The 23,950-nt window shown below is 35.2% G+C and carries 22 protein-coding genes; 11 read left to right on the top strand and 11 right to left on the bottom strand.

The genetic code is table 11. The features are described 5' to 3' along the window. Nucleotides 1-20 precede the first annotated feature (20 nt). Both D7004_RS00110 and D7004_RS00105 read right to left on the bottom strand, forming a co-directional pair. Complete coding sequence (locus D7004_RS00110) at nucleotides 21-572, bottom strand: hypothetical protein (protein ID WP_148042729.1); 552 nt, start codon at nucleotides 570-572, stop codon at nucleotides 21-23. Nucleotides 573-585: 13 nt separating this feature from the next. Then, nucleotides 586-1,395, bottom strand: a complete 810-nt coding sequence (locus D7004_RS00105; protein WP_244214204.1) for an alpha/beta hydrolase — start codon at nucleotides 1,393-1,395, stop codon at nucleotides 586-588. Between the two features lie 167 nt (nucleotides 1,396-1,562). On the opposite strand from D7004_RS00105, the gene D7004_RS00100 reads away from it, so the two are divergent. The 10 genes from D7004_RS00100 (at nucleotide 1,563) to D7004_RS00055 (ending at nucleotide 13,185) form a co-directional block, all read left to right on the top strand. Next, nucleotides 1,563-2,270, top strand: coding sequence for an esterase family protein (locus D7004_RS00100; protein ID WP_123203836.1), 708 nt, complete (start codon nucleotides 1,563-1,565; stop codon nucleotides 2,268-2,270). Between the two features lie 60 nt (nucleotides 2,271-2,330). Continuing rightward, nucleotides 2,331-3,386, top strand: a complete 1,056-nt coding sequence (locus tag D7004_RS00095; RefSeq protein ID WP_123203835.1) for an ATP-grasp domain-containing protein — start codon at nucleotides 2,331-2,333, stop codon at nucleotides 3,384-3,386. 28 nt (nucleotides 3,387-3,414) lie between these two features. Then, nucleotides 3,415-4,515, top strand: coding sequence for a carboxylate-amine ligase (locus D7004_RS00090; protein WP_123203834.1), 1,101 nt, complete (start codon nucleotides 3,415-3,417; stop codon nucleotides 4,513-4,515). Between the two features lie 7 nt (nucleotides 4,516-4,522). After that, nucleotides 4,523-5,350: a type 1 glutamine amidotransferase gene (locus tag D7004_RS00085; protein ID WP_123203833.1), complete on the top strand. Its 828-nt coding sequence runs from the start codon at nucleotides 4,523-4,525 to the stop codon at nucleotides 5,348-5,350. Between the two features lie 83 nt (nucleotides 5,351-5,433). Further along, the gene (locus D7004_RS00080) at nucleotides 5,434-6,621 is read left to right on the top strand and encodes a hypothetical protein (protein WP_123203832.1); all 1,188 of its coding nucleotides are present in this window, start codon (nucleotides 5,434-5,436) and stop codon (nucleotides 6,619-6,621) included. Between the two features lie 317 nt (nucleotides 6,622-6,938). Continuing rightward, nucleotides 6,939-7,097, top strand: coding sequence for a FeoB-associated Cys-rich membrane protein (locus D7004_RS00075; RefSeq protein WP_123203831.1), 159 nt, complete (start codon nucleotides 6,939-6,941; stop codon nucleotides 7,095-7,097). 10 nt (nucleotides 7,098-7,107) lie between these two features. Further along, nucleotides 7,108-7,695 (top strand): Crp/Fnr family transcriptional regulator, encoded by a 588-nt coding sequence (locus D7004_RS00070; protein ID WP_123203830.1) that lies wholly within the window; start codon nucleotides 7,108-7,110, stop codon nucleotides 7,693-7,695. Nucleotides 7,696-7,969: 274 nt separating this feature from the next. After that, nucleotides 7,970-8,500 carry a YceI family protein gene (locus tag D7004_RS00065; protein WP_123203829.1) on the top strand — a complete coding sequence of 177 codons (531 nt, stop codon included), beginning with the start codon at nucleotides 7,970-7,972 and terminating at the stop codon, nucleotides 8,498-8,500. A 54-nt stretch (nucleotides 8,501-8,554) separates the two neighbouring features. Next, nucleotides 8,555-9,424 carry a pirin family protein gene (locus D7004_RS00060; protein WP_123203828.1) on the top strand — a complete coding sequence of 290 codons (870 nt, stop codon included), beginning with the start codon at nucleotides 8,555-8,557 and terminating at the stop codon, nucleotides 9,422-9,424. A 356-nt stretch (nucleotides 9,425-9,780) separates the two neighbouring features. Beyond that, nucleotides 9,781-13,185, top strand: a complete 3,405-nt coding sequence (locus D7004_RS00055; protein ID WP_123203827.1) for a glycosyltransferase — start codon at nucleotides 9,781-9,783, stop codon at nucleotides 13,183-13,185. A gap of 48 nt (nucleotides 13,186-13,233) precedes the next feature. Here D7004_RS00055 and ispF read toward each other — a convergent pair whose 3' ends face one another. Beyond that, complete coding sequence (gene ispF, locus D7004_RS00050; RefSeq protein WP_123203826.1) at nucleotides 13,234-13,713, bottom strand: 2-C-methyl-D-erythritol 2,4-cyclodiphosphate synthase; 480 nt, start codon at nucleotides 13,711-13,713, stop codon at nucleotides 13,234-13,236. A gap of 56 nt (nucleotides 13,714-13,769) precedes the next feature. Then, on the bottom strand, nucleotides 13,770-14,957 hold the full coding sequence (gene porV / locus D7004_RS00045; RefSeq protein ID WP_123203825.1) for a type IX secretion system outer membrane channel protein PorV: 1,188 nt from the start codon (nucleotides 14,955-14,957) through the stop codon (nucleotides 13,770-13,772). A 675-nt stretch (nucleotides 14,958-15,632) separates the two neighbouring features. Here porV and D7004_RS00040 point away from each other — a divergent pair. Continuing rightward, nucleotides 15,633-17,291 (top strand): SUMF1/EgtB/PvdO family nonheme iron enzyme, encoded by a 1,659-nt coding sequence (locus D7004_RS00040; protein ID WP_123203824.1) that lies wholly within the window; start codon nucleotides 15,633-15,635, stop codon nucleotides 17,289-17,291. A 104-nt stretch (nucleotides 17,292-17,395) separates the two neighbouring features. On the opposite strand, the gene D7004_RS00035 is transcribed toward D7004_RS00040, so the two are convergent. The 7 genes from D7004_RS00035 to D7004_RS00005 all read right to left on the bottom strand — a co-directional run. After that, nucleotides 17,396-17,896 carry an acetyl-CoA carboxylase biotin carboxyl carrier protein subunit gene (locus D7004_RS00035; RefSeq protein ID WP_123203823.1) on the bottom strand — a complete coding sequence of 167 codons (501 nt, stop codon included), beginning with the start codon at nucleotides 17,894-17,896 and terminating at the stop codon, nucleotides 17,396-17,398. Nucleotides 17,897-17,898: 2 nt separating this feature from the next. Further along, entirely contained in the window at nucleotides 17,899-18,624 is a 726-nt protein-coding gene (locus tag D7004_RS00030; RefSeq protein ID WP_123203822.1) for a DUF4159 domain-containing protein, read from the bottom strand. Then, nucleotides 18,611-19,327 (bottom strand): 16S rRNA (uracil(1498)-N(3))-methyltransferase, encoded by a 717-nt coding sequence (locus tag D7004_RS00025; protein WP_123203821.1) that lies wholly within the window; start codon nucleotides 19,325-19,327, stop codon nucleotides 18,611-18,613. The genes D7004_RS00030 and D7004_RS00025 overlap by 14 nt, the downstream gene beginning before the upstream one ends. 8 nt (nucleotides 19,328-19,335) lie before the next feature. After that, nucleotides 19,336-20,760 carry a hemolysin family protein gene (locus tag D7004_RS00020; RefSeq protein WP_244214203.1) on the bottom strand — a complete coding sequence of 475 codons (1,425 nt, stop codon included), beginning with the start codon at nucleotides 20,758-20,760 and terminating at the stop codon, nucleotides 19,336-19,338. Beyond that, nucleotides 20,760-21,311, bottom strand: coding sequence for an inorganic diphosphatase (locus tag D7004_RS00015; RefSeq protein WP_123203820.1), 552 nt, complete (start codon nucleotides 21,309-21,311; stop codon nucleotides 20,760-20,762). The genes D7004_RS00020 and D7004_RS00015 overlap by 1 nt, the downstream gene beginning before the upstream one ends. 2 nt (nucleotides 21,312-21,313) lie before the next feature. Further along, nucleotides 21,314-21,970 carry a DedA family protein gene (locus D7004_RS00010; RefSeq protein WP_123203819.1) on the bottom strand — a complete coding sequence of 219 codons (657 nt, stop codon included), beginning with the start codon at nucleotides 21,968-21,970 and terminating at the stop codon, nucleotides 21,314-21,316. Between the two features lie 515 nt (nucleotides 21,971-22,485). Continuing rightward, nucleotides 22,486-23,950: T9SS type B sorting domain-containing protein (locus D7004_RS00005; RefSeq protein ID WP_123203818.1), on the bottom strand; the 1,465-nt coding region annotated here is incomplete at its 5' end.

Below are 23,950 nucleotides of genomic sequence, written 5' to 3'. Positions count from 1 at the left end.
AGCGATAATACCAAACAGATTTAATTCAAAATATACATTGATTTATCAGGATCTGATTTTTTTAAAGTTACCGTAATAGCTAACGTCATAAAAGTCTGATAAATAAGCCCGGCAACACTAATGCCTCCCTCCTCTATTGTTACAACTGAAAATTTTTGTTGCAGAAAATAAGTTAACCATGAAGAAATCAAACCAAGCATTAAAATCATTAAAACTTGAATAAATTTTATAGTTATATCTTTAATAGTTAGTTTAACAACAGTTGTAACCATTAAAAATGTAATTAAACCAACATATATAAAGCTTAAATGTTCTAGTCCTAAATCCTCAAAGACCTGATAAAATATTGGACTTCCAAATATGAAAATCAAAAAGAAAAGCACAAGTATTATAGCACCGCTATATTTATATTTAAGATAAGCATAATTAGTGATAATAAGAGAGGTTGCAAATAGAATAGGGAAAAGAAATATGGCTAAAGGAAAAAAGAAAGCCAATGGCGCATTTAAAGAAGTTGCAACTCCTGACCATAAAATGGTTTCTTTCTGTCTTTGATTGACCCAACTTATCATTGCACTTTTTGCTTTAAACCTCAAATGCCCAGTTTAAAAATGCAGGCATTGCGTTTTCCCAGGTTGGCACATCATGTTTACCGCCAACTTTTTCGTAATAAAAAATATTTTCAGGTCGTTTATAGCCTTTCTTCATCAGTGATTTCACCACGTCGATGGTATCATCTATAGAATCAATAATCAAATTTTTATTACGATCTGCCTTTTCATCTTCCGTTCCTGTCATTAACCAGAATTTCATATCTGCTTTGGTAGAAGAGGTATCGATAAGCGAGTGCATAATCCTATCTGCATCTGTATATCCATCAGCCAAATCTTTTTTGCGCCACCAAAAAGCACCCGAAAAAACACCAATCGAATCGAACACTGACGGATTATTCCAGGCAATATCAAAGGCAGATAGGCCGCCTAATGAGAAACCACCGAAAGCGACTTTACCTGTGATTGGCATCGCTATTTTCTTTTTTACAAATGGCAAAAGTTCTTTTATAATAAAATCGCTGTAAAGATTAGCTTTGGCTCCGCGACCTTTAAAATCTGGTACGCCGGCAACGCCGTATTCCATTAATCGCTCTGCAGATGCTTTTATGGCAACCACAATTAACCTATGGTTTCTTTTATTATGATGTGCTTCTTCCAAAATTTTTTTAAAATCCATTTTGGCCACATCCTGCCCATCGTTAAGCAAAAGCAATTCTAATTTTTCATTACCTAAAATACCTTCTGGTACATAAATATCTATGTCAACATCACGCTTTAAAAAAGCAGAAGGAACTTTAAATGAAATGGAATTAACTTTAACTGATAATATTGTTGTGTACATAATATTCAAACTCACTAAAATTAGGCATAGCCATAATTGTTGCAAAGGTACAAATCATTATAAATTATCAATTAGCAGCCATCAATTTTTACATTACACATAATTTTGAAGTTTTTAGATTCATTTTATTAAATTTAATTTATACCTTAAAACATTCAATTTTATATATGGTTAAAGAAGAACATAAAAAGTGGTACAGCCCAAATTTAGGTACTGATATCGACATGCTCATCTTTGGTCACGGTGGTATCCCTATTCTACTGTTCCCAACGAGCATGGGTAGATATTTCGAAACGAAAGACTTCAAATTAATTGATTCTGTAGAAGGATTTATAAATGAAGGCCGAATTAAGATTTATTGTCCGGATGGTATTGATAAATTAAGCTGGTACAACAAAGGCATACATCCCGCAGATAGAGTTAAGAATCACATTTGGTACGATAAGTATCTTCTGGAGGAAGTTGCACCTTTAGCCAGACATGAAACCGGGCATAGCAAAATCATTACTGCAGGTTGCAGTTTTGGTGGTTACCATGCTGCCAATTTTGCATTCAGGCATCCGTGGTTGGTTAGCCACATGTTTAGCATGAGTGGCGCATTTGATATTAGTGGCCAGCTGGATGGGTTTTATAATGATGATGTTTATTTTAACAATCCTGTAGATTATTTGTTAAACAACAGCAACCCAGAGTTACACTACTTGAAAATAGTTTTAGGTACATCAGATAGAGACATTTGCCGCCCGGAAAACGAAAGACTTTCGCAAATTTTGGCTCAAAAAGGGATAAATCATTGGCTGGATGTAAGGCAAAATGCCGACCATGATTGGCCTATTTGGCGAGAAATGTTTCCGAATTATATTGCACAACTTTAAATAATAACCGTTTTTCGATTCACTTATTGAGATGAAAAACAAATCAAAACAACAAAATTTATGAAAAAAATAGGGATTTTATTTGGTCAGGAACGCTCATTTCCTGAAGCCGTAGTCGAGAGAATTAATCAGAAAGCAGAAAAAGGCATTACCGCCGAACCTGTTCAAATAGAAAAAATACTTCAAAATTCGCCTTTAGATTATGCCGTAATAATCGACCGCATTTCACAGGATGTTCCATTTTATCGTGCATCGTTAAAAAACGCAGCAATAACCGGAACTGCTGTTATCAATAACCCATTTTGGTGGAGTGCCGATGAAAAATTCTTTAATAACGCATTAGCTGAACAAATCGGTGTTCCGGTACCAAAAACGGCTTTAATTCCATCAAGACAACATCCAACAGGTACAACTGGCGAATCGTTTTCTAATTTAACAATGCCTTTAAACTGGGATGCCATTTTTGAATATACTGGTTTTCCTGCTTATATGAAACCTTATGATGGCGGCGGATGGAGAGATGTTTACAAACTTCATGATAAAGAAGATTTTTTTGATAAACATGCCGGAACCGACCAACTGGTAATGCTTTTACAAGAGGAAATTATTTTCGACGAGTATTTTAGATGTTACTGCATTGGCGGAAAACATGTTCGAATTATGCAGTATGAGCCTCGCAACCCACATCATTTGCGTTACGCTGTGGATGGAAAAAGTCCAGATCCAAAATTGCTAAAAACTGTTGAAGAGTATACTTTAAAACTTTGCCAATATTTAGGTTATGACTTTAATACAGTAGAATTTGCGGTGCGAGATGGTATTCCAATTGCCATCGATTTCTGTAATCCTGCTCCTGATGCTGACATTAAAAGCGTTGGACAAGAAAACTTTGATTGGGTAGTGGAAACAACAGCAAACTATGCCATTGAGAGAGCAAAAGCACAAAAACCTGGTCAAGATAACTTAACTTGGGGGGAATATATCAAAGCTTCAGTAGCGGGCAGACCGTTAATTGCAAAAGCAGAACCAAAGGTAAAGGCAGAGCCAAAAGTAAAAGCAGAGAAAGCGCCTGAAAAGCCAAAACCTGCTCCAGCTAAAAAAGCACCAAAAAAATAAAAGGGATTTCTAACCAAATATTACTAAAATGAATGAATTCACGCTTGGCATAGAGGAAGAATACATGGTAATTGATCCCGTTACCAGGGAACTTACCTCGCATGACCAAAAAATTGTAGAGGCCGCACAAAAAATACATAAAGACCAGGTGAAAGCAGAAATGCACCAGGCCGTTGTAGAAGTTGGAACCGGCATTTGCAAAACAACAGAAGAAGCTCGTAAAGAAATCTCTCAATTGAGATATACGGTTTCGCAACTTGCAGGAGAGCAAGGTTTAAGAATCGGCGCAGCCGGAACACACCCATTTTCACATTGGGAAAAACAGTTAATAACAGAACATCCCCGTTATAACGAAATTGTAAATGAGTTGCAGGAAGCAGCCCGTTCAAATTTAATTTTTGGTTTACATGTTCACGTTGGTTTTCAATCTCGCGAATTGGCCATTCATATCGCAAATCAAGTACGGTATTTCTTACCACATGTATTTGCATTGTCAACCAATTCTCCTTTTTGGGAATCAAGAAACACGGGTTACAAATCATTCAGAACCAAAATTTTCGATAAATTTCCACGTACAGGCATTCCTGATATTTTTAACAGTATCGAAGATTACGACAATTACGTAAAACTCTTAATCAAAACCAACTGCATGGATAATGCAAAGAAAATTTGGTGGGATATTCGCGTACATCCATTCTTTGATACGGTAGAATTTCGCATTTGCGATTGCCCGATGTTAATTGATGAAACCATGGCTTTTACAGCTTTATTCCAAGCTTTATGTGCCAAATTGTATAAACTTCGTTTGCAAAACATGGAATTTATCAGTTATTCAAGAGCCTTGATTAATGAAAATAAATGGCGTGCGGCTCGTTACGGAATTGATGGAAATTTAATCGATTTTGGTAAAGAGATGGAAGTGAATTGCCGAAACTTAGTCTTGGAATTATTAGATTTTGTAGATGATGTTGTAGATGATTTGGGCTGTAGAAATGATTTAAATTACGTCCATAAAATACTAGAACATGGCACAGGTGCAGATAGGCAGTTGGCAGTTTACGCACAAACTGGTAACTTTGAATCGGTAGTAGATTACATTACTACTCAAACACTTATAGGCGCTAAGTAATTTTACAATGGATAAAAGCAGTTTAAAGGTCGCCGTTATTGACATGAATAACGGCGCTCCAAATCAGGGTATGCGGGGAATTCAGGAAATTTTATCCCGGTTTGGCAAAGAGCATCATATTAACCTTTCTTTCGATATTTTTGATTTAAGGCAGAAGGGAGAAATTCCAGGACTTGAGTACGATGCTTACATTTCAAGTGGTGGTCCTGGTAGTCCAATTGCGAGTAAGGGCGAGCAATGGGAAAATGATTTTTTTAACCTTCTTAATGAAATAGAAGCTTTCAATCTTAATAATGAGGATCGGAAGAAATATGCTTTTCTCATTTGCCATTCATTCCAGCTGGCTTGCAGGAAATTTGAGTTGGGAAATGTAACCGAAAGGCGTTCTAATGCTTTTGGTATTTTCCCAATTACCTTAACTGCTGATGGTGAAAAAGAGCAAATTTTTGAAGGCATTACAAACCCGTTTTTTTCTGTAGATAGCAGAGATTGGCAGGTTATCGAACCCGATTTTGCAGCTTTTGAAGCCAAAGGCGCTAAGCTGTTGGCAATAGAAAAAGAACGCAAACATGTCGATTTAGAACGTTGCATGATGTCTATCCGGTTTACAGACGAAATTATAGGTACGCAATTCCATCCAGAAGCAGACCCCATTGGTATGAAAATGTATTTGCTGCAAGATGAAAAGAAGAAAGCGATTATAGATTTGCATGGAGAACAAAAATATTTAGACATGTTAAATAGTTTAGATGATCCAACTAGAATTGTACTAACTCAAAGCGTTATTCTTCCTAATTTCTTAAACAAAGCAATAGGAAATTTACAAGAAGCATAAGCCCGAATTCATAACGAAAATTGAACTATTGATGAGCAAGTTAGATTTATTTTAATTTGCTCATTTTTTATAAACCGAATATTATGATACCTGCTCAACGCCAAAAATACAACCAACAATTTACCACAGAAAAGTATAAAAACTTTATAAATGAATTAGAAAATGGCTTTAAAGAAATTCCATTTCGAGTTGCAGAAACACCTGTATTTGTACCTAAAGCTTTAAAAGAAAAATTAATTGCCGCCGGTGAAGAAATCATAAATCTGATAAAACAGGAAAACTTTAAAGCTATAACTCAAAAAGCAATCCCTGCAGATTGGAACGTACCAAATGAAAATAAGCAACCGCATTTTTTAACTTTTGATTTTGGAATTTGCAAAAACGAAGCTGGCGAGTTATCGCCAATGTTGATTGAAATGCAGGGATTTCCATCACTTTATGCTTTTCAAATACATTTAGCAAATACTTTTCGAAAATGTTTTGACATTGATAATTCTACAAACCATTTTTTAAATGGTTTTGATGAAGAAAAATACATCAAACTTTTTAAAGAAGTTATTATAGGTAATCATCAACCACATGAAGTTGCAATAATGGATGTTGATGCCCAGAACCAAAAAACTGCTATCGATTTCTTTGTAACCCAAAAAATGCTTGGCATTAAAATTCTCGCTTTAGAAGAAATCAAGAAAGTTGGTAAGCAATTGTTTTATGAAGAAGACGGTAAGCAAATTCAGTTGAAAAGAATTTATAACAGATTAATATTTGATGAAGTTGCAGATAATACCGAGATTTTTAAAAATAGTTTCGACCCTCGTGATGAATTGGAAATAGAATGGGTAACGCATCCAAATTGGTTTTACAGAATTAGCAAATACACCATGCCATTTCTTAAAAGCGAATTTGTACCAGAAACCAGATTTTTAAATGAGGTTACAGAGATTCCTGCTGATTTGGAAAATTATGTGCTAAAACCTTTATTTTCATTTGCAGGTATGGGTGTAATTATCGATGTAACGGAGGCAGACATAAATAAAATCTCTGACCCTGAAAATTGGATTTTACAAAGAAAAGTAAAGTATGAAGCCGTAGTTCAATCTCCTGATGGTGGCGTAAAGGTAGAAATCAGAATGATGTATTTATGGCCAGATGGTGGTGAACCGCAACTTTGCACCAATTTAGCCCGGTTAAGTAAAGGTAAAATGATTGGCGTAAGGTACAATGCCGATTTTGATTGGGTTGGTGGCACTGTTGGTTTTATGGAAGAATAATTGTTCTTCTAATAGAATAGCATTTTTAAGTACATAAATTATTGGATGACAAGCTTTTTATAGATTTTACATTTTGGCGGTCGTCATGCTGAATTTCTTTCAGCATCTTTTATGCTAAACCACCCAACTATTATGGTCTTGAAACAAGTTCAGGATGACGACCGTTCTTTATGGCGCCATTCAAACCTAATATTGTTATTAAATTATTTCTGCTTTTTCTATGAATTTTCGACTTCTTTGCAATCTCAAAATTTCGCAATCAACCTTTTTTACATTCAACTGAACTCAAAAGCGTAAAAGCAACTTATATTTGTTTTATGAATACGCAAACGATTTTAGTCTTTTTGCTTTTTGCAGTTGCATTAATTTATGTTGCCCGTTTAATTTATAAATCTTTACAGGTTAAGAAAGATGGCTGTGGCGGTAATTGTAAGTGTGGGGTTGATTTTTCTGACATCAAACCCATCAAAAAATAATACAGCTAATATGATCAATCAGTTTAAAAATTATTTCCAGGCTAAAATAGAAATAACTGATGAGCAGTTTGATAGTATTTCATCAACATTAAGAGTAAAAAAATTTGATAAAAACGAAATCTTGCAATACAAAGGCGATATGCTTAAATATGGCTTTTTTGTAGGTAAAGGTTTGCTTCGTTCTTATTCAATTGATGCAAAAGGTAAAGAGCATATTCTTCAGTTTGCCCCAGAAAATTGGTTTATCTCCGACAGAAATCAAATGCATGAAGAGCCATCAGATTTTTTTATCGAAGCAATAGAAGCTACTGAATGTGTTATCGTTCCAGATAATTTTATGAGTGAGGCATCGAGAAAGGTTCCATGCCTATTAGCATTAAACGTAACCATGCTTCATAATTCTATCCGCTTTATGCAAAAAAGAATCAATATGCTATTAAGTGCAACAGCAGAAGAACGGTATCTCGATTTCATAAAACTTTATCCAAGCCTTACCCTTCGCGTTCCGCAATGGATGATTGCATCTTACTTAGGCATAACTCCAGAATCATTAAGCCGAGTTAGAAAAGAATTGGCGAACAAACACTTCAGACCATAACCTGCTAGGATTTATTGGATTATAAGATTTTAAGATAAAACGAATAAGAAGATTTACCAATTATTACTTTAGAAAAGGTTTTAATTGTAAAACTGAATATCTAAAAGGAAAAATCGTTTACTAATCTTCCAATCTTATTAAACTTAATCATCAATTTTCATCCTAAAACCCCATAATCCCAGTAATCCTTGTTTCTTATCATACATCAATTCTATATTCCTATCTGTGCTATACATTTGTGTTGTTATTTTAAACACCTCAAAAACAAAAAGATATGGCAACTACAAAATGGACATTAGATCCAACCCACAGCGAATTACAATTTAAAGTTAAACACTTAATGATAACTACTGTGACCGGTAGCTTAAAAACTTTCACTGCAGATTTAACTTCTGAAGGTGATGAATTTGAAAACGGAGAAATTGCATTTAGCGGAGAAATTGCTTCTTTAGATACAGGAAACACCGATAGAGACAATCATTTAAAAAGCGCTGATTTTTTCGATGCAGAAAAATTTTCGACAATAGAATTTAAATCTTCATCAATTGAAAAAGACGGTAGTGATTACCTGGTAAAAGGCGATTTAACAATTAAAGGCGAAACAAAATCAGTAAAATTAACTGCTGAGTTTGGTGGTATTGCAACTGATCCATGGGGAAATACAAAAGCTGGCTTTACATTAAGCGGCAAAATTAATCGTTCTGATTTTGGCTTAACCTGGAATGCTGCCTTAGAAACTGGCGGGGTTATGGTGAGCGAAGAAGTACGCATTTTAGGCGAATTACAGTTCGTTAAACAAGCATAGAGTTTCGGGCATAGCTTATATGCCCAAAACCCCTTGCCTTAATTTTAAAAGGTAATGGAAACTAAACAAATCTCAAAAATACTACAAGCACCAGCACCACACATGGTTGGCGATGGTTTTAGAGTACACAATTTTTTCCCAAGCGGATATAAAATTGATATGAATCCGTTTTTTCTAATGGATTATGGCTCTAAAATAGAATTTTCTGCAAGGAAAGAGCCTCGTGGAGTTGATATTCATCCACATCGTGGTTTTGAAACCGTAACCATTGCTTATCATGGAGCTGTTGCTCACCATGATAGTGCCGGAAACAGCGGTATTATTTATCCTGGGGATGTACAATGGATGACAGCAGCAAGTGGCATTCTTCACAAAGAATATCACGAACAAGCTTATAGTTTAGATGGCGGTCCTTTTCAAATGATACAGCTTTGGGTTAATTTGCCTGCGGCTTATAAAATGAGCAAGCCGAAATATCAGGCAATAAAACAGGCTGATATGGCAAGCTTTAACTTACCAGAAAACGGTGGGCATATTGAAATAATCGCTGGAAACTATCAAAATATAACTGGGAATGCCAGCACATTTACCCGAATTGAACTATATAACGCTCGTTTAAATAAAGGCGGCAAAGCAAGTTTTACTTTTCCCGCAGCTTTTAATACAGGCTTTATGGTGGTAGAAGGAGCAATTAGGGTAAACGAAAAGGAGACTGCCGAAGTAAATAATTTTATCCATTTTGAAAACGAAGGAGAAGAAATTCACATTGAGGCTTTACAAAACAGCGTTATTTTGGTGCTAAGTGGAGAACCAATTAATGAGCCCATTGTACAATACGGACCATTTTTAATGAACACGCAAGAAGAAATCAATCAAGCAATGCGTGATTATAATGAAGGCAAATTTGGTTATTTAGAAGGATAGTTTTTCCAACAATAGAATTAATCGCCGATGTTTTAACAATCATCGGCTTTTTTGTGCTTCAGAATTTTTATAAATCGAAAAATCAGCTATAAATCTAAGTTAGATTTTTGATTTTCCCTCACATTATTACTAAGCTTACTTTTTTTGTTCACCTCACCCTGAATTTATTTCAGGTTCATTTTTGCAGGAAAGATGCTGAAATAAATTCAGCATGATGTGTCGTGCAAGCAATACGGCAATAAAACAGCAAAATATTAGGTTTAAGAATCGAACGCAGGTTATAAAATTGCATATCGAATCATTCATGCAATCTTCATATTGCATTGTCATATTTGTTTATAAATCAGAACAGAAAAATGTCCGGAAAACAAATATTTCAAACTGAGACTAAAAAAAGGTGGCATGCCTTTACATGGGTTAGTCGAACATTCTTTATCGTATTTGTAGGAGCAATAATATGCGTTGCGCTTACACTCTCATCCGTTCAATACCCAAGTCTTCCATACATTAATACCAATAGTCCTTTAACACAAAAGCAGTTACAAAAGCTTAAAAAATCTCAGCAATACAAAGATTTCACGATAGAGAAATCTAAACTTCAAAAAATTAAAACCGACAGGGCAAACAGAATTTTAGCTAAACACGGCGATAAAAAGCGCATAAATATGGCTTTCTATGTTAGTTGGGCTGGTACTGTTAGCAAATCATTACCCGATTTAAAAAGAAATATCGGTCATTTAGATATGGTTGCGACAGAATCATTTTTTTTAAATGGCGATTCGATAGTTGATAAGGCAGATACCGCAGCGTTACGGGTAATTCATGAAGGAAAAAAATCGGCTATTGCAGTGGTTTCTAATTTTAATAAAGATCACTGGGATGGTGCGGCAGTACAAAGGCTATTGAATGATATGCCAGCACAGCAAAAACTAATTTCTAATCTGATTAACATTACAGGAAAGTACGGATACAGAGGTATTAATATAGATTTCGAAGAACTTAATCTCGAGAACCGCGAAGACTTTAATAATTTCATGAAAAATCTATATGCTCAATTTCATGCGAAGAATTTAATCGTTTCGCAAGATATATCTCCAGAGAATGATGATTACAGTCCGGAAGTTTTACAGCATTACAATGACTATATCGTTTTAATGGCTTACGATCAGCATACAGAAGGCAGTAACGCAGGTGATGTTTCTCATCAAGAATGGGTTGAAGAGAAGCTTGATGATATTTGTAGTAAAATGGATGCAAATAAGGTAATTCTAGCCTTAGCTTGTTATGGCTACGATTGGCCTGAAAAAAGTATTGGAACGTCAATAACCTACGAAGCTGCAATTACCACTGCTGTAAATTATAAAAGCCGTATTAATTACGATTCTGCCTCTGCAAACTTAAATTTTAGCTATAAAGATGGGAGCGGCATAAATCATAAAGTATATTTTACTGATGCAGCAACTAACTTCAACTTAATTAGAAAAGCCGATGATTGGGATATTGCCGGCATTGCACTATGGCGCTTGGGTTCAGAAGATAAACGTTTATGGCAGTTTATTTCTGATGATTTGAGTTTAGCTGCTCTAAAGAAAAAACCAGTAGATTTTAGAAAAATATCACCGTTAAATATGGGTGGTATTGCCTATATCGGCGATGGAGAAATTCTGGATTTAATTTCTACACCAAATCCAGGCGCAGTACGATTTACATTAAATAAGGATAATTTCACTATTGCAAATCAGCAGTATATGAGATTGCCTACCCAATATGTTATCAAAAGATTTGGCGAAGCAGATAAAAAAATCGTTTTAACATTTGATGATGGTCCTGATCCGGTTTACACACCACAGGTATTAAGCATTCTTAAAAAAGAAAATGTACCTGGCTGTTTCTTTGTAGTTGGGATTATGGCCGAGAAAAATATGGAGTTATTAAGGCAAGAATATGATGGTGGATATGAAATCGGAAATCATACATTCTTTCATCCTGATATGTCTTCTATCGGACCAAGACGAGTAAAGTTTGAGTTAAATGCAACACGCCGTTTAATCGAAGCCGTTACAGGTCATAGTACCATTTTGTTTCGGGCGCCATTTAATGCTGATGCGGAGCCACAAAATACTTCAGAGATTTTGCCAGTGGCACAAAGCAGAAAAGAAAATTACATCAACATTGGTGAGCTTATAGACCCAGAAGATTGGGAGCCAGGCAAAACTGCAGACCAAATTTTTAATGACGTTGTTAAACAAAAAGATAATGGCAATATCCTTTTATTGCATGATGCAGGCGGAAATCGCGAAGCTACCGTTGCTGCCTTACCACGAATTATAAAATACTTTAAGCAACAAGGGTACACATTTACAACTGTTGGTAATTTGATGGGCAAAAAGAGATCAGAATTGATGCCTGCTGTAAATTCAAGTGCAAATAGTGGTTTTCTCGGTTCTGGCGATTACTTTTTTATTAACTTTTTTTACTATGGAAATATACTCTTAAACATTGTATTTAGTGTTGCAATTGTGTTGGCCATTTTGAGAACATTGTTTATTGCCTATTTAGCAATATCTCAACTCAAAAAAGCAAAGAAAAACGCCTACAAACTCATAAGCAATCCAACTGAAAAAGTTAGTATAATTATTCCTGCTTACAATGAGGAGGTTACGGCCTTACAAACCATCAATAGCTTATTGAAAACGACTTATCCAAATTTCGAATTAATTTTTGTGGATGATGGATCTAAAGATAAAACCTTTGATATTATTAATGAACATTTTGGCAACCATCCATTGGTTAAGGTTTTTAAAAAAGAGAATGGCGGAAAAGCATCGGCTTTAAATTTTGGTATTACTAAAGCAAGTGCAGAATTTATCATCTGTATTGATGCAGATACTCAACTTAAAACTGATGCCGTAACAGAACTGATGCGCTATTTTTACAGTTCAAAAATTGCTGCTGTTGCAGGAACCGTAAAAGTGGGCAATGCACATAACATTATAACAAAATGGCAATCAATTGAATACATCACCGCTCAAAACATGGATCGCCGTGCCTTCGATTTACTGAACACCATTACGGTTGTTCCGGGTGCTATTGGCGCATTCCGCAAACAGGTGGTTTTAGAAGTTGGTGCGTTTACCACAGATACACTTGCCGAAGATTGTGATTTAACAATGCGCATTTTAAGGGCCGGTTATGAAGTGAAAAACTGCGATGCTGCCATTGCTTATACAGAAGCTCCGGAAACCGTAAACATGCTTTTGAAACAACGATTTCGTTGGAGTTTTGGCGTTATGCAAAGCTTTTGGAAAAACAGAAAGACACTATTAAACAAAAAATACGGTTATTTCGGAATGGTTGGAATGCCGAATATTTTAATCTACCAAATCATATTGCCGCTATTTTCACCCCTGGCAGATTTATTTATGCTGATATCTTTAATCAGCGGATTATTTTCTCTAAGCGCCATTAACAATTTAACGCTAACAGGCTTTACAGGGATTTTAAGTTTACACAATGGCTTTGGGCAGGTATTATTTTATTACCTCATATTTATTTTTGTTGATATGATTTTTGCGGCAATTGCATTTAAAATGGAACATGAAAAATTTAAGAATCTATTGTACATATTTCCGCAACGTTTCTTTTGGAGGCAGCTAATGTATATCGTACTCTTTCGTTCTTTCCGCAAGGCGATAAAAGGTGAATTAGAAACCTGGGGTACACTGAAAAGAACAGGAAATGTAAAGGAAGCTATGAGTTAACAAAAAAGCCAGACTAAGAAAGTCTGGCTTTTAATTTTTTTTCAAAAACTATATCTTTTCAATTAAACACACCGCATAAGCAACAACACCTTCTTCTCTACCAACAAAACCCATTAATTCGTTTGTTGTAGCTTTGATAGAAATTTCTTCTGTAGAAATTCCAATTGCTGCAGCAATGTTTTCTTGCATAGCAGGAATATGTGGATTAATTTTTGGCGCTTCCAAACAAAGCATGGCATCTATGTTTCCTACTTGCCAACCCTTTTCAGTGAGTAACTTTACAGTTTCTTTAAGCAAAATTACACTGCTGATGCCTTTCCACCTATCATCAGTATTTTTAAAATGAAAACCTATATCCCGTAAGTTTGCGGCTCCTAAAAGTGCATCGCAAATGGCATGCAATAATACATCAGCGTCTGAATGACCAAAAGCACCTTTGTGATGTTCGAGCGTAACTCCGCCCACTACAAAAGGATGTTGATCTTTTAACTGATGGACATCAAACCCAAAACCTACCCTTATTTTCATAAAATTATCATTAAAATTATTGGCACGAAATTGCCAAAATAATTCTGAATAGATGGCTATCTTAAGCCTTTTTTCTCTCCAAAATTGAATAATAAACTAAACCGTAGCGTATTTGCCAGCGGACTTGTTTGCGCATTTGCAATCAAATATGCAAAATCAATATTAAATACATTGTATTTTAAACCTGTACCCAAGGTGAAATAACGGCTGTTTCCTTTCTGCGGACTCTGGTAATTATATCCACCACGAATGGCAAACTGTTGGTTGTACCAATATTCAAATCCGGTAGAGATGCCAACTTCCTTTAATTCCTCACTTAAGCCACCTGGTGCATCAGAAAATGAACCAAATATACCTGCCGGTACCGAACGATTTGGATCTTTACCACTTAGAATATTTCCACTTAAATCATAAATCGGTTGCGTAGGAACAAGTAATTTATTAAAATCTAAAGCAAATGTGAACGTATTAAAATCATCAATAGCCATTGTACCCGCACCACCTAATTTGAAATTAGTAGGTAAAAAATAATTTTCTCCACCATCAGAATAACTCATTTTAGTGCCAATATTCGAAATGTTCGCACCGGCAGAAAGTATGGTGTTTTTATCAAATAATGTAGTTGACGTTTTATACAAACCAGCAATATCAATTGAAACCGCATTGCCGCCACGAACTTGCCCGGCAGATGAAAACTGACCCGAAGCTAAATTGGAATAAATGTATCTTAAAGAACTTCCTAACGAAAACTCTTTACCAAATGAGCGAGCAAAAGTAAAATCAAGCGCCAATTCGTTGGGATTTGAAATCCCCAAATCTTGTTGATTAATATCAGTTAATTGAATCTGACCTAAAGAAAAATATCTTAATGATGCTCCGATTGTATTTCTATCATCCAACTTATAAAAACCACCAACATATGCAAGATTAATATCTGGAACCAAACTTTTTAACCAAGGGCTGTATGAAAGTGCAAAGCCGTACGGTTTATCAAGGAAAGCTAGTTTTGCCGGATTGATACTCGCAGAATTTATATCTCCGGGAACTGCCACGCCAGCATCGCCCATCGAACCTGCCCTAGCATCTGGCGTAATTAATAAAAAAGGAACAGCAGTTACAATATTATTAGATTCACTTCCATTGGTTTGAGTGCCAGAAATCGTAGCTTGAGCATTTGCTTTTCCAAATACTAGTGCAACAGAAAGTGCAGAAAAAGCAAGTTTACCAATGTACTTGAAATTCATCCTGATAGGTACGTGATTTAAGATTTTGCGTAAGTTAATATTTTTGAATAATATATTTATCAAACGAACAGGCAGTAAATATATTTTACAATAAACTTACGGATTTTTAAAATCATCCTAACTAAATCTGCAATTTTTATACATAAATCTTTCAGCTGGATATTCTAAAAAATGCATAGTTCTTTTTAATTAACAAGTTATTTAATTTATCAGAAATTGAATTATTAATTTTTCAGGTTACTGTTAATTTTTATCCCAAAGTTGAGGGAAAAAATTATGAGGCTTAAGTCGGAATTCTTGAAATTTCCCTTAGTAATTTTACCTTAAATTATTGACGATTCGATTTTCAAATCTAATGTCGAAATAATTGCCGCATATTAAGAAGTATAGATGATAGTGCCAATTATAATGAAAAATTCTTTTAACATGACTTTACCTTTTTGTAAAATTTATTTGGAATGATTTAATAGACAATAAATACACTAAAATTAGCACCCAACTTGTGCATATATCCATACCTATAACTATTTTAAGGCATACACAATACATTAATCATTAATCCGTTATGCTTAAAAAACATGAACCAAATTTTTATTAACACAATTATTACTAAATCATTAAAATTTCTGTAATTTTATCAGTTGAATAAGCCTTAGTTCATACTATATAGCATTTATGAAAAAACAACTACTATATTCTTTTTCTTGCCTTGCCCTTGCAGCTTTACTTTCCTCTTGTGGTGGAAACAAAAGTGGTGCATCTAGCAAAACAGGTATTCCTTATGCAGATAAGAATAATAAAACTTATGGCAGTTTTGCCGTAGCTAGCAACTACAAACGTGCACCAGGACCAGGTTTAATTCCTATCGAAGGTGGAGTTTTGGTTGTTGGAGGTAGCGCAATTGAGGTTGCAGGCGTTGAACCAAACATTTACAATTATAAAAGACAGGTTACAGTTCCTTCCTTTTATATGGATGAAACTGAGGTTTCTAATACCGATTGGTTAGAATATTTACATTGGATTAGAACCAGTTACCCAGAAGACCGCGAATTTTATTACAATGAATTACCCGATACTTTGGTTTGGCGCAGGGCTCTTTCATATAATGAACCTTACGTTGATAACTATTTAAGGCATCCGGCTTATAGAGATTATCCTGTAGTTGGTGTAAGCTGGGAGCAAGCATCTCGTTTTTGCGAATGGAGGACTTCTCAGGCTAACGAATACATTTTACGCCAGAAGGGAATTTTAACCGATTACAAAACTTTAGCTGCAGGCAATAATCCTGCTAGAGGAAATACAACTACAGGAACTACAACTGCTGCAAGACCTGATAAACCTTTCAACACGGATGCCTATTTAAATGGCCAATATGATGATAAAGGTAAAAACGCACCTAAAGATTATAACGCCAAAGCTGGAGCATCTATTGGTGCTGCAGGAGGAAGAGGTGGTAACGCAGTTCCAACTAGAAATGCGACTTTAGAGGATGGGGTAATTATGCAACCCTATCGTTTACCGACTGAAGCAGAATGGGAATATGCAGCTTTAGGATTAATTGGTAATACAGAATACGAAAACATTAATCAAAATAAAATTTATCCGTGGAACGGATTAGGTGTGAGTTCGGCAAGTAAAAAAACACGAGGTTTAATACAAGCTAACTTTAAAAGAGCACAAGGTGATTACATGGGTGTTGGTGGTTCTTTAAATGATAAAGGTGATTTAACTGTTCCTGTTATATCATATACTCCAAACGATTTTGGCTTGTACAATATGGCTGGTAATGTTAACGAATGGGTAAATGATGTTTACCGTACCGGAACTTTTACTGATGCTGAAGCTTTTAACCCGTATCGTGGTAACCAGTTTCAAGATAAACAGCTTTCTGATGCTGCAAATGGAAAAATTGCTTTAGATAAATATGGCAAACCGATTAAAGAAAATGCCTATTCGGGTAAAAAATTAAGCTGGGCAGATAAACAAGCTTTAGCAAAAAGAGCCGATTCAATTTCTAAATCACCGGATCCTAAAGGTATGGTAACTTCGTACCAGGCAGATGAACGTGGATACCGTGACAGACAGAATAAGTTATTAAATGAAGAAGGTGTTTCTTTAGTTAATGATAAATCGAGAGTTTACAAAGGTGGTTCATGGAACGATATGGCTTATTGGTTAAATCCAGCTACTCGTAGATTCTTACAGCAAGACGATGCATCTGCCGAAGTTGGTTTCCGTTGCGCTATGACAATGCTAGGCGCTCCAGAGATTAGTACCGCTGGAAAACGAAACTTTAAACAGGCTAAAGCAAAACCTTTTAATCCAAAAAGATAAAATAAAAAATCCCGATTTCTATTCGGGATTTTTTTTTGTTCTTAAATCTATAATTTATGGTGTAGTTATTTTATCAATACATTATGCTATTGAGCTTTTAATAGCTACTTGAATTGGATTAAGATTTGATTTTTTTCTACCTTATCACCTTGCTTTACAGTAACCTTTTTTACAATACCATCCGTTGATGATTTTAGAATGTTTTCCATCTTCATGGCTTCTAAAATTAACAAGTTATCACCTTTCTTTATCTCTGAACCCTCTTCTACCATTACATTCAAAACCAATCCGGGCATAGGCGCTTTAATTTCAGCTACTTTATTTGATGCTAAATTATCAAGTCCCAATTGTTTTAATAGTTGATCAAACTTATCTTCTAAAGAAACAGCATAAATATTACCGTTGACTTTTATCTTACAGCTTTTTTCAGCCTTATTAATCTCGACTACTTCTGTATTGAAAGATTTATTTTGATAAATAACATTAGACAAATTATTGCCTAATGCACTAATATCAATATCTATTGGCTCGCCATTTAATAAGGTATTAGCACCAGTGGTATCTAAATCAAATAGAAATTTTTCATTAACCTTTACTTTGTACATAATTATTGAGTTAAAGCATACTGAACTAAATTAGCGCCCATTTTTAAAGCTTTTAAGCGTGTTTCTTGAGAATCTTCAGGATATGTCCCAAAATCTTCCCAACCATTGCCTAAATCACACTCGAATGTATAATAGCAAACAACTCTACCTTTATAAATTAATGCAAAACCTTGAGGTCGTTTGTTATCATGTTCATGTATTTTAGGCAATCCACTCGGAAATTTAAATTTCTGATTATATAAGACGTGATTAGCAGGCAATTCTACAAACTCCAGTTCAGGAAATACCTTTTTCATTTGGGGCCTTATAAATTTATCCAATCCGTAATTATCGTCAATATGCAGAAAGCCACCGCCAATTAAATATTGCCTCAAATTTTTAACCTCTTGCTCGCTAAAAACAACATTACCATGCCCGGTCATATATACAAACGGGAAATTGAAAATTTCTTTACTACCAACCTCTACAATACTTTCTTCGGGATAAAAATTTGTTTTAAGATTCGAATTACAGAAAGCAATCAGGTTTGGCAAAGCAGTTCTATCTGCATACCAATCTCCACCACCGTTATATTTCAATTTCGCCATTCGATAAGAAGGAGGAGCAAATGAAACGAGAATAAGGAAGAAGAAGCAAGAGATAAAGATAAAAGAGAATGAAAGTAACCGTTTTAACGACAATGAACTCAAATCCATAATTTTTAACTTACAACATTCAACTCTTCTCATTGCGGTTTAGGTAATTTATTTCAAAGCAGGCAGCGAGTGCCGCAGTTTCGGTTCTAAGCCGATTGTTACCTAAAGTTAAGGCTTTAAAGCCTTTTTTCAAAGCAAGATTAACCTCTTCGGGCGTAAAGTCGCCTTCCGGACCAATAAGAACTAAATATTTATGCTGAGGAACAATAAGCTCTGAAATGTATTTCTTTTCTTCGTTATCAATGCAATGCGCAATTAACATATCGCCATCAAAAGGAATCTTTAGAAATTCCTTAAATGAAATGGCTTCATTTAGCTTAGGATGATAAGCTTTGATAGATTGCTTCACAGCTGATGTTATGACCTTATTCAACCTATCTTCTTTCACAATTCTACGTTCAGAACGATGGGAAATGATTGGTGTAATCTCATCTATTCCTAGTTCCGTTGCCTTCTCTAAAAACCATTCTATGCGATCGATATTTTTGGTTGGTGCAACTGCAATATGGAGGTAATGATTCCTTTTATGGAATTCCCGCTCTACTTGTTTAATGAATAATATTACCTTTTTAGGATTGTCTGAAGTTATTTCAGCTGTATAAAAACCTCCTCTTCCATCAACCAGATTTACAATAGTACCTACAGGTAAGCGCAAAACTCTTACACAATGCTTGCTTTCTTCTTCATTAAGTGTGTAAGTATTTTGGGTTATATCTGGAGTATAAAAAATATGCATAGTTGAAATTAGTGATTATCAACCATATCTGATTTATTTATAACCAATTCTAATTTAATGGTTTCGATATTCTGTTCTGTTTTCTTCAGGATGGTAAATAAATATCCATAAGATTCGTTGCTTTCACCAACTTCAGGAATGCGTTCGAACACATGAGAAACTAAACCTCCTATGGTATCAAAATCTTCATCCTCTGGTAAATCATGTGGCAAATGCTCGTTAACATCATAAACCGTTGCAAAGGCATTTACTATAAATTCATTATCAGATATTTTTTCAACCAAAGGTTTCTCTTCATCATATTCATCCTGAATTTCGCCGACAAGTTCTTCTACGATATCTTCCAGGGTAACCATACCAGCTGTACCACCAAATTCATCTAAAACAATTGCAATTTGAATGCGGTTGCTTTGCAGCTCACTCATTAAATCGTTAATCTTTTTTGTTTCTGTAACGAAATATGGTTTACGAATAATGTCGTTTAAAGTCCAGTGTTGATTACCTGCCGCAACCAATGGTAAAATATCCTTGGCATGAATTATACCCACAATCTTATCCATTATTTCATCGTAAACAGGTAAACGAGAATAACCTTCTTTAATAATTGTGTCAATAACTTGTTCTTTTGGAGAAGTTAATTCAACACCGGAAATTTTGGTTCGTGGAACCATGATATTTTTAACAACACGCTCATTAAAATCAAAAACGTTTTTAATCAATTCGTGCTCATTGTTATCTAATGCACCGCTTTCCTTACCTTGATCCAGTAAATATTGAAGTTCTTCGGTACTGTGTAACGATTCATGACCTGCAGAGGTGTCGATACCAAAAGGTTTTAAAATGATTGCAGCAAGGTTGTTAAGTGTCCATATAAAAGGCCTAAAAACAACATAAAATACTTGAAGCGGAACAGCAATGAAAAGCGTAGTTGCTACTGGTCGTTGAATTGCAAATGATTTTGGCGCCAACTCTCCAAAAACAATATGCATAATGGTTATCACAGAAAATGCAACAACTGTAGATGCAGAATGTATAAAAGCTTCGCTAAAACCCCATTGCAAACTATCAAAAAGATTTTTGAAAATGGTATGCATAACGCCTTCACCAACCCAACCTAAACCAAGTGATGCAAGCGTTATACCTAGCTGTGTTGCGGCAAGATATCCATCCAAATTGTGGATAATACCTTTTGCCATTTTACCAACCCGACTGCCAGATTTGGCTTTAATTTCTATTTGTGATGCCCTAACTTTTACAATTGCAAACTCGGCAGCAACAAAAAATCCGTTAAGTAAAACTAAAAATAATGCGAAGATTAATCTCCATCCAATTGATGATGTATCTGGCTCTTGTAAAGCAACCAAAACTACGTTTGTTGGTAAGATTGTACTTAACTCTAAATTTAAAAACAAACAGACCGTGGGTAAATCCATTAAGCTAATTCTCTAAATGTTGTGTTATAAAGTTCTATGCTTTCTTTAATTACCTTATGCGCATAACGAACACCAAGTAAATGTTCGATGGTTACGTTTTTCTCTTCTAACGCTTTATAATCCTGAAAGAAACGAACAATTTCTTTCATTTGGTGTGGCGGTAATTCATCTAAATCATTAATGTAATTTACCGACATATCATGAGCAGCAACAGCGATGATTTTATCATCTTGCTCGCCATTATCAACCATGTGCATAACACCAACAACTTTAGCTTCTATCAAAGTCATTGGGAATACATCTACCGAACATAGGACTAATATGTCCAATGGATCTTTATCATCACAATATGTTTGTGGGATAAAACCATAGTTTGCTGGGTACATTACAGATGAAAAAAGAACCCTGTCTAATTTAATCAAACCAGATTCTTTATCTATTTCATATTTGGCTTTTGAGCCTTTTGGGATTTCAATAATTGCGTTTACAACTTCTGGAACGTTTTTTCCAGGAGATACGCTATGCCATGCGTGATGATCGTCTTTTGCCATTTTTAATTTAAATCTGTCTTTTCTTCGTCAGAGCTACCAACTTTACTTTTTACAAAGGTAATCAATAAAGGGATAGTTGTGATAAGTATAAATCCAATAATAATATATAATAAATAATCGTTTATTTCTTCTTTAAACTTTATGCCTAAAAAATAGCCTAATAAAGTTAATGAACAGGCCCATAAAACACCTCCTACAATGTTGTAAAAAGCAAATTTTTTAAAGTCCATTTTTACCACACCAGCAAAAATCGGTGCAAAAGTTCTAACTATGGGAACAAATCTTCCCATTATTAGCGCAAAAGCGCCCTGCTTATTGTAATAGGCCTCTGCAGAACGCAAATATTTTTTCTTAAAAAAGAAAGAATCCTTTCTGTGATACAGTGATGGACCTGTTTTGTGCCCAAACCAATAACCTACAAAGTTACCAACTACTGCCGCTATACTTAATGATATAATTAGAGTAATGATATTAACATCCAGTTGTTTATTGGCAACAAACATGCCTGCAAGAAACAATAAATAATCACCTGGGAGAAAGAAACCAAAAGCTAAACCCGTTTCTGCAAAAATCACAAACACAACAAGGTAAAAACCGCCCTCTCTCAATAATGTTTTGGGGTCAATTAAATGCTGTAGGCTATTCCAGAAATCCTGCATATTTCGATTATTCGTAAAACTACAAATAATTATTAAAGAACAAAGGTTTTATGTAATTATGGATATTTACAAATTAAATATTAATCGATTTATGGATGTAGCAGTTCTATAGAACATAAAAAACACTCGCTATTATTGCGAATAGAGCCAGATGATAATTACAATACGGGCATAACGCCAGTTTCATTGACTAATGCGTCATGAACACCTTGATCCGTCCATTTTCCATCTTTTAAACCCAACATTTCATCGCAATTCTTTATCGTTGACAGACGATTTGCAATAGTTAAATTTTTTTTTGTTGTTCAAATAAAGCTGACGTTTCTTGCGCTTGCTGACTTACTAGATCTGGTGAAGAATGTTAACATGTACTGACTAAATTGTATATGCTTTTAATCATGAGTAAACTTAACGGCAAACTGAAGTATTGTAAGTGATATGAATAGTCTTTTCATATAGAAATGATTGATAACCGAAGAAGCTGATAGTAGCCTCTTCGGTTAATCTTTATTCTTTTATTTACTAAATACTCTAATTAAAGTGATGTAACCTTTATAAACTTTCCAATTTGAGCCACTGGTGTCTTTTACACGCAACACATAATAATATGTTCCCTCATTAAGCCCTTCACCTGTCCAGTTGTTTTGGTAGTTCTTTTGTTTATAAACTTCGTTACCCCAACGGTTTACAATAATCAGGTCGTTCTCGGCAAACATTTCCAGTCCTCTGATTACGAAAGTATCATTATTACCATCGCCATTTGGAGTATAAAGGTTAGGAATGAAGAGGTCGTTAATTGTTGTTGGGACTTCTACATAAGGTTTATCCGGATTGGTTGGATCGATTGGATCTGTTACTATAGCTGTGTTCCTGATGCTGGTGGTACTTGCAGGTAAGTTAACTTTAACTGTTGCATTAAAACTTAAGATTAAGGTTCCATTTGCTGGTACAGTTAAATTATTCCAATTAATTATACTACCTGTTAATGTGCCTCCATTGTTGATATTGGTAATATTTTGTAATTGAATAGGTAGGTCATCACTTACTTTTACTCCTGTTTTTGCAGTGCCAAAACTGTTCGTTAAAGTAATGTTATAAGTTAGAACTTCGCCAGACTTAACACTTGCAGGATTACCAACAATTGTTTTAGTAGCTGTAATCTTGCCTTCCGTTGGTACCACAACTTCCGGTAACTCAGGATTGTTCGGATCAATTGGATCCACAACCGAAGCAACGTTTTTAATCTGTGTTGTGCCTGCCGGAAGTGTTGGTATAACCGTTGCCTGGAAGCTCAAGGTTAAGCTGCCGTTTGCAGGAACTGTCAAAGCAGACCAGTTAATTGTATTGCCGGTTAAGGTTCCGCCATTGCTAATTCCTGTGATATTGGTTAGGGTTGAAGGAACAGCGTCACTTACCGTTACACCTGTTTTTGCAGTGCCAAAGTTATTTGTTAAAGTAATATTATAAGTCAGTACATCATTTGGTTTTACGCTCGATGGATTACCAACAATTGTTTTCGTTGAAGTAATCTTCCCTTCTGTTGGTACCACAACTTCCGGTAACTCAGGGTTGTTCGGATCAATTGGATCCACAACCGAGGCAACGTTTTTAATCTGTGTTGTACCTGCCGGAAGTGTTGATATGACTGTGGCAGTGAAACTCAATACGAGTGTTCCATTTGCAGGAACCGTCAAAGCAGACCAGTTAATTGTATTGCCTGTTAAGGTTCCTCCATTGCTAATTGAGTTGATGTTTGTTAGCGTAGTTGGAACCGCGTCACTTACCGTTACGCCTGTTTTTGCAGTGCCAAAGTTATTTGTTAAGGTAATATTGTAAGTCAGTACATCATTCGGTTTTACGCTCGATGGGTTACCAACAATTGTTTTAGTAGCTGTAATCTTCCCTTCCGTTGGCACCTCTACTGATGGGTTTTGAGGGTTGTTCGGATCAATTGGATCTACAACCGAAGCAACGTTTTTA

The sequence above is a fragment of the Pedobacter jejuensis genome, from assembly GCF_003725795.1.
GTDB classification, from domain to species: domain Bacteria; phylum Bacteroidota; class Bacteroidia; order Sphingobacteriales; family Sphingobacteriaceae; genus Pedobacter; species Pedobacter jejuensis.
Note: the sequence above shows the minus strand (reverse complement) of the source record. Positions and strands in the feature narration are given on the sequence as shown.